This is a genomic window from Thermostichus sp. OS-CIW-20, from assembly GCF_054061455.1.
The window spans coordinates 1-5705 of record NZ_JBSSEF010000059.1; the positions used below are offsets into that span (position 1 = coordinate 1).

The 5705-nt window shown below is 61.3% G+C and carries 5 protein-coding genes and 2 pseudogenes; 2 read left to right on the top strand and 5 right to left on the bottom strand.

Going from position 1 to position 5705, the window contains the following annotated elements:
- Positions 1–97 precede the first annotated feature (97 nt).
- A pseudogene (locus tag ACVWXC_RS13205) lies at positions 98–220 on the top strand (pirin family protein); the annotation flags it as partial.
- A gap of 63 nt (positions 221–283) precedes the next feature.
- On the opposite strand, the gene tsaE reads toward ACVWXC_RS13205, so the two are convergent.
- Together tsaE and lgt are read right to left on the bottom strand one after the other, a co-directional pair.
- On the bottom strand, positions 284–904 hold the full coding sequence (gene tsaE / locus ACVWXC_RS13210; protein WP_099812231.1) for a tRNA (adenosine(37)-N6)-threonylcarbamoyltransferase complex ATPase subunit type 1 TsaE: 621 nt from the start codon (positions 902–904) through the stop codon (positions 284–286).
- Between the two features lie 3 nt (positions 905–907).
- Entirely contained in the window at positions 908–1762 is an 855-nt protein-coding gene (gene lgt, locus ACVWXC_RS13215) for a prolipoprotein diacylglyceryl transferase (protein ID WP_011429964.1), read from the bottom strand.
- 219 nt (positions 1763–1981) lie between these two features.
- On the opposite strand from lgt, the gene recA reads away from it, so the two are divergent.
- Complete coding sequence (gene recA, locus ACVWXC_RS13220) at positions 1982–3106, top strand: recombinase RecA (RefSeq protein ID WP_099812230.1); 1125 nt, start codon at positions 1982–1984, stop codon at positions 3104–3106.
- A gap of 15 nt (positions 3107–3121) precedes the next feature.
- Here the strand turns inward: recA and ACVWXC_RS13225 are convergent, their stop codons facing one another.
- The 3 genes and pseudogenes from ACVWXC_RS13225 to ACVWXC_RS13235 form a co-directional block, all read right to left on the bottom strand.
- Entirely contained in the window at positions 3122–3934 is an 813-nt protein-coding gene (locus ACVWXC_RS13225; protein WP_011429966.1) for a TrmH family RNA methyltransferase, read from the bottom strand.
- 33 nt (positions 3935–3967) lie between these two features.
- Positions 3968–5314, bottom strand: coding sequence for a 16S rRNA (cytosine(967)-C(5))-methyltransferase (locus ACVWXC_RS13230; protein WP_011429967.1), 1347 nt, complete (start codon positions 5312–5314; stop codon positions 3968–3970).
- A gap of 136 nt (positions 5315–5450) precedes the next feature.
- Positions 5451–5583 (bottom strand): annotated as a pseudogene (locus ACVWXC_RS13235) (IS200/IS605 family transposase); the annotation flags it as partial.
- Between the last annotated feature and the right edge of the window lie 122 nt (positions 5584–5705).

A 5705-nucleotide genomic window follows, 5' to 3' on the forward strand; every position in this document is an offset into this window, starting at 1 on the left:
TACTTGTCAAGGTTCTGGCGCGCCGTGGCCGGTGGCCTTGCTGGCGCTTTACTACCTTACCCCCACCTCAACCCATATGTCAATACCACCCACCAGCCAACGCTTGGATAAGGAGCGTTATGGGTGGCTGCAGGTAGCCCGGGGCAATGCGACTCTGAACGGGCTGCCCTTGCGAGAAGGGGATGGCGTGGCTATTGCCGAGGAAAGTGAGCTCCGTCTTTTCAGTTGCGCGAGTTTTGGCTCTTGGGTTGAGGGTAAGTCCATACGAATTCGGGATCCCCTTTCAGGAGGAGAAGAGAATCCCGTTCTCTTGAGGGTCTTGCTGGGTGAATTGAGAGAGAACTTGTTGCCAAAGGTGGGCGAGCTGGGATCCTTTGCCCTTGGCATACAGCAGGCGGGATCCCTCTGCCTGGGGATGGGCTTCTAGGCACAGCCAGAGGTAGGTTGCTGGCCAGTAGGGCAGGTACTGAGGCCACTCGATGGCGGTGATCCCAGCTTGGCTCCAAAGTTCTTCCAGCCCCAGATCGTCCAGAGCTGAGGACTCGGCTCCGCCAGAGGCGGACTCTAGACGGTAGAGATCGCAATGAAAAAGAGGGATCCGTCCCGTGTGGTATTCCTGCACCAGCACGAAGGTGGGGCTGTCGATGGGCTCCGGGATCCCCAGCCCTTGCCCCAGCCCCTGCACAAAGGTGGTTTTGCCGCTGCCCAGATTGCCCTCTAGAAGGATCACCAGGCCGGGAGGGGAGTCTGTCTTGCTCCTGCGCTGGGGGCTGTGTTGCGGGCCTCTGAGGAGGCGAACGGCGGCCTGAGCCACCAGGGCCGCCAGCGATTGGGTGGCAGCGGCAGAGGACAACACCAGAGGGGAAGCTTGTTGCCAAAGCTCTTCATCTCGTGCGCTCGCCATGGCTTACGGCTCCTTCGGGGGGTGCTCAGGGGCAGGGATCCCTGTCGAGAGAGCGGGTGAGGGCCTCACTGGGCTCAGGTGAGCAGAAGCACGTCTTTGAGCGGTCAGCATCAGGGCCAGGCCAGCTCCGATGAGCAGTAGGCTCACCCCCTGGGCCACCCGCAGGGGCCCCAGCATGAGGCTGTCGGCGCGCAGCCCCTCGATCCAGAAGCGTCCAAGACTATACCCCAGCAGGTAGAGGCCCAGGAGGCTACCGGGCGGAGGCTGGCGCCGATAGTTCAAAAAGAGCAGGATCCCGAAGAGGCCGAGGTTCCAGAGGGATTCGTACAAAAAAGTGGGATGCACGCGGGATCCGTCGGGGAGCTGCAGTTGGATCCACAGAGAACTAGCCGGAGACAAAGCCTTTCCATAGGCCTCGTTGTTGAAGAAGTTGCCCCAGCGACCGATGCTCTGGCCAAGGCTGAGGGAAGGAACGATGCAATCGGCCAGCAGCCAGAAGTTGAGCCGATGCCGGTGGGCAAACAGGTAAAGCGCTGCAGTGCCCCCGAGCAAAGCGCCATGGATGGCCATTCCCCCCTGCCAGAGGGCCAGGACTTTCCACCAAGGGCCATCTCGATATCGCTCCCACTCAAAAGCCACGTAGTAAAAACGGGCAAGGGGCAGGGATCCCACCACCAGCCACGGCAGCAGATCGGACATGGAATTGGGGGGAAGACCGCGCCGTGCCGCCAGGTGGCGAGCTAGAAACAGGCCCAAAACGGTTGCTAAGCCGATCAGCAGGCCATACCAGCGTAGGCTGAATGGCCCCCAGCTAAACACAATTGGACCGGGGGATCGCAACACCAGGGTCGTGAACACGGCAGTATTCCTAAACCGGTCTTTCTAGCTCACTCTACCTGTTCTGCGACCCTCACCCCCAACCTCTCTCCCTCAGGGAGAGGGGAGCTTGGAACCGAGGCAAGGTACGAGCTGACTGCAATTGGAGGGAGATCAAGGGATCCGCTGGGGGCAACAAGGCGACAATGTTAGAATGCAGGCTTGATTTTCCACCGCGACTCCTGGGGGAGGGTGCTGGTTATGGCCCGCAAAGCTGCCGACGTGAACAACGGCGACGACTTGGACAAGTTGAAGTCGGAGAAACGCAAAGCTCTGGATCAGGTGTTGGGCCAGATCGAGCGCAATTTTGGCAAAGGGGCGATCATGCGCCTGGGAGATGCGGCCCAGATGCGGGTGGAGACCATACCCAGCGGCGCTATCACCCTCGACTTGGCCATGGGCGGTGGCTACCCCAAGGGGCGAATCATCGAAGTCTTCGGGCCGGAATCTTCTGGGAAAACCTCGGTTGCTCTGCACGCCATCGCTGAGGTGCAAAAACGAGGGGGAACGGCTGCTTTTGTGGATGCCGAGCACGCGCTGGATCCCGCCTACGCGGCGGCTTTGGGGGTAGATATCCAGAATCTGCTCATCTCCCAGCCGGACACGGGGGAGGCCGCCCTGGAGATTGTCGATCAACTGGTGCGCTCTGCTGCTGTGGACATTGTGGTGGTGGACTCGGTGGCAGCGTTGGTTCCCCGCGCCGAGATCGAGGGGGATATGGGAGACGCCCATGTGGGGTTACAGGCCCGCCTGATGAGCCAAGCGCTGCGCAAGATTGCCGGCAACGTCAGCAAAACCGGGTCAATTGTTCTGTTCCTCAACCAGTTGCGCTCCAAAATCGGCGGCATCGGCTACGGCCCCCAGGAAACCACCACTGGCGGCAATGCCCTCAAGTTCTATGCGTCGGTGCGGCTGGATATTCGCCGCGTGCAAACTCTGAAGAAAGGTGCTGAAGAATACGGGATCCGGGCGCGGGTCAAGGTGGTGAAAAACAAAGTTGCTCCCCCATTCCGGCGGGCAGAATTCGACATCATCTTCGGCCAGGGCATCTCCAACATCGGCTGCATTGTCGATCTGGCCGAGGAGATGGGCATTCTCAAACGACGCGGTTCCTGGTACAGCTACAAAGAGGAAAATGTGGCCCAAGGGAGAGACAATCTGGTCGTTTACCTGAAAGAAAAGCCGGAGATCCTGGCGGAGGTGGAAGCGGCTGTGCGGGAAAAACTTTCTGCAGGGGTAACGGTTTCTGCCAGCCGACCGGGGGGGATAGAGGAGGGAGAGCAGGAAGAGGTTGAGGCCCCCATCTTTGCAGATGAGGAGTTTTGAAACGAGGGCGGCTCTTCAAGCTGTGCCTCTCAACTGGGCTCGCTGCTGGCGCAAAGCTTCGTAGAGCAGCAATCCCCCGGTCATGGCCACGTTGAGGGACTCGACGCCAGCAGCCATCGGGATCCGCACCTGGGCATCGGCCAGTTGGATCGTCGATTCCTGCAGGCCAGCCCCTTCGTTGCCCAAGAGAAAAAGGGTTGGCCGAGTGAGGTCGTGATCCCAGTAACAGGTGGCCAGAGGGGCGAGGGTGGCGGCCAAAACTTGGATCCCTTGGCGACGACAGGACTGGATCCAGGCGGGCAAGTCAGAGAGAACCTGAGGCGGGCGGCGAAACCACTGGCCGGCGGAGGCCCGCAGGACTTTGGGGTTTTCCGGATCGACGCTGTCTGCGCTTAGCCAGAGGCCATCGGCTCCGGTGGCCGCCACGACGCGGATCAGGGATCCCAAATTACCTGGATCTTGCAGCGTTTCGACCACCAAGCCCAGGCGCAGCGCCTCTGGGGGAGGGGAGGCGATTTGCCGGCTAACGGCCACAGCTACAACCCCTTCCGGAGACTCGGTCGTAGAGAGGGCCGCCATCACTTCCAAGCTGACGGCCTGCCGCCGCAGATGCTTGGGCAGGCTGGCCAACAAGCGGGGGTGACGCTCAGCCCAGTCGAAGGTGTAGCAGACAGCTCGCAGAGGCCAGCCGACCCCCAGCGCCTCTTCGAGGAGGTGGGATCCCTCGACCAGGAAGGCGCCCTGTTCTCGCCGGCCTTTGCTGCGGTGCAACTGCCGCAACTGTCGGATCCAAGGGTTTTTGGGGCTGGTGAGCAGCTCAGAAGCCATGCGGAGGAAGAGGAGAGATGGGGCGGGGAAGGCTTAATCGCGGCGACGCAACCGTTGGATAAAAAATCCATCCCGATCCTGGCGATGAGGCCAGATGAGCAGGGGATCCCCTTCGGCAGCCCAGTGGGGATGCCGGTTCAGAAAAGACTGGATGACTGCCTCGTTTTCGGCAGGATGCAGGGTGCAGGTGGCGTACACCAACAGTCCGCCCGGCTTGAGCCACCGGGCTGCCACCTGCAGAAGCTGAGCTTGCAGATGGGCCAGCTCTTGAATCTGGGCGGGGGTTTGCCGCCAGCGGGCGTCGGCGTGGCGGTGCAGGGTGCCCAAGCCGGAGCAGGGGGCATCCAACAACACTCGGTCGGCGCTCTGCCACGGGGGCAGGGGTGCAGGAGGTTCGGCAGCGGCGTCCAGGGAGAGCAGGTCGATGGCCAGGGGACGGATCGAGCTCAAGCCCAAGCGCTGCACATTTTCCTCTAGGCGGCGCAGGCGGTGGGGATGGCGGTCCAGGGCCCAGATCTCGCCGCGATCCTGCATCTGCTCGGCCATATGCGTGGTCTTGCCGCCCGGAGCGGCGCAGCAGTCGATGACTCGCTCTCCCGGCTGGGGATCCAGATAGTGCACCACCTGCTGGGCGCTGGCATCCTGAACGCTCCACCAGCCTTGGGCAAAGCCGGGCAGGGCCGTGATGTCGCCGGCATGTTGTCCCAGGCGCAGGGCGCCCGGCACCTCAGGGATGGGTGAGGCAGGGATCCCCGCTTCTGCCAAGGCTTGGATGACTTTGTCCACATCCGCCCGCAGCGGGTTGACCCGCAGATCCAGGTGGGGCGGCTGGTTGAACCAGGCGCACAACTGCTCGGTCTCGGCTGGTCCCAGGCGCTCCCACCAGAGGCGCACCAGCCAATCGGGAAAGCTATGCCGGATCCCCAAGGCCTGAATCGGGTCAGTGGGCAGAGTGTCCTGCAAGGGCTTGAGGGGATCCTTTTCCGCCCCATCCAACGCTTGCCGCTGGTAGGCGCGCAAGATGCCGTTGACTACCCCCGTCAGGGATCCCAGGCCCACCTGGCGGGCCAGCTCCACGCTGGTGTGAATGGCGGCCCTGGGCGGGATGTGATCCAGAAAAGCCAGTTGGTAGAAGCCAAGGTAGAGAATCAGCCGCAAATCGAGCGGTTGCTGGTGGGCGGGGCGCCGGGCAAAGCAGTCGATCAGGGCATCAAGGGTGCGGCGACGGCGGGTAATCCCATACACCAACTCGCTGACCAGGTGGCAGTCGGCAGGGATCAGGCGGCTATGGGCCAACAAGTGTTCTAGCACCACGTCGGCATAGGCGTTGTGCCGCTCGATCTTCTGCAGAGCCAAGAGGGCCAGTTGACGCGCGTTCATGGCCGCTCCAAAAAAGATCAGGTTGCTTCCCGACACAAAAGGATAGCTTGGTAGCCCCGCACTTGAGTGCGGGGCGGAAAAGCCCGCTAGCCACTTTAGTCGCTTACCCATGATGGGGGTCGTTGATATAGTTTCATAGCTCAAACAACCTGTCCCTGACTTCTCCTACCAAGACCTCTTTCCTTACTCTTTGGCCAAAAAATAAGATAAACAACCGCTAGCCCCACAGCATGGTTGTAGTGATTGTACCGTTGACTTTCCTCTCGCATTATCGCTTGCCCATGTCAGACTGCGGTTGCCATGCCGCTTGCCAACAATGATGGAGTGCGGCTGTCAGCAGGTTCGAGTCAGGAACAGGGAGCTAGTCCCCCTATTAGAGTACTTGTGTCAA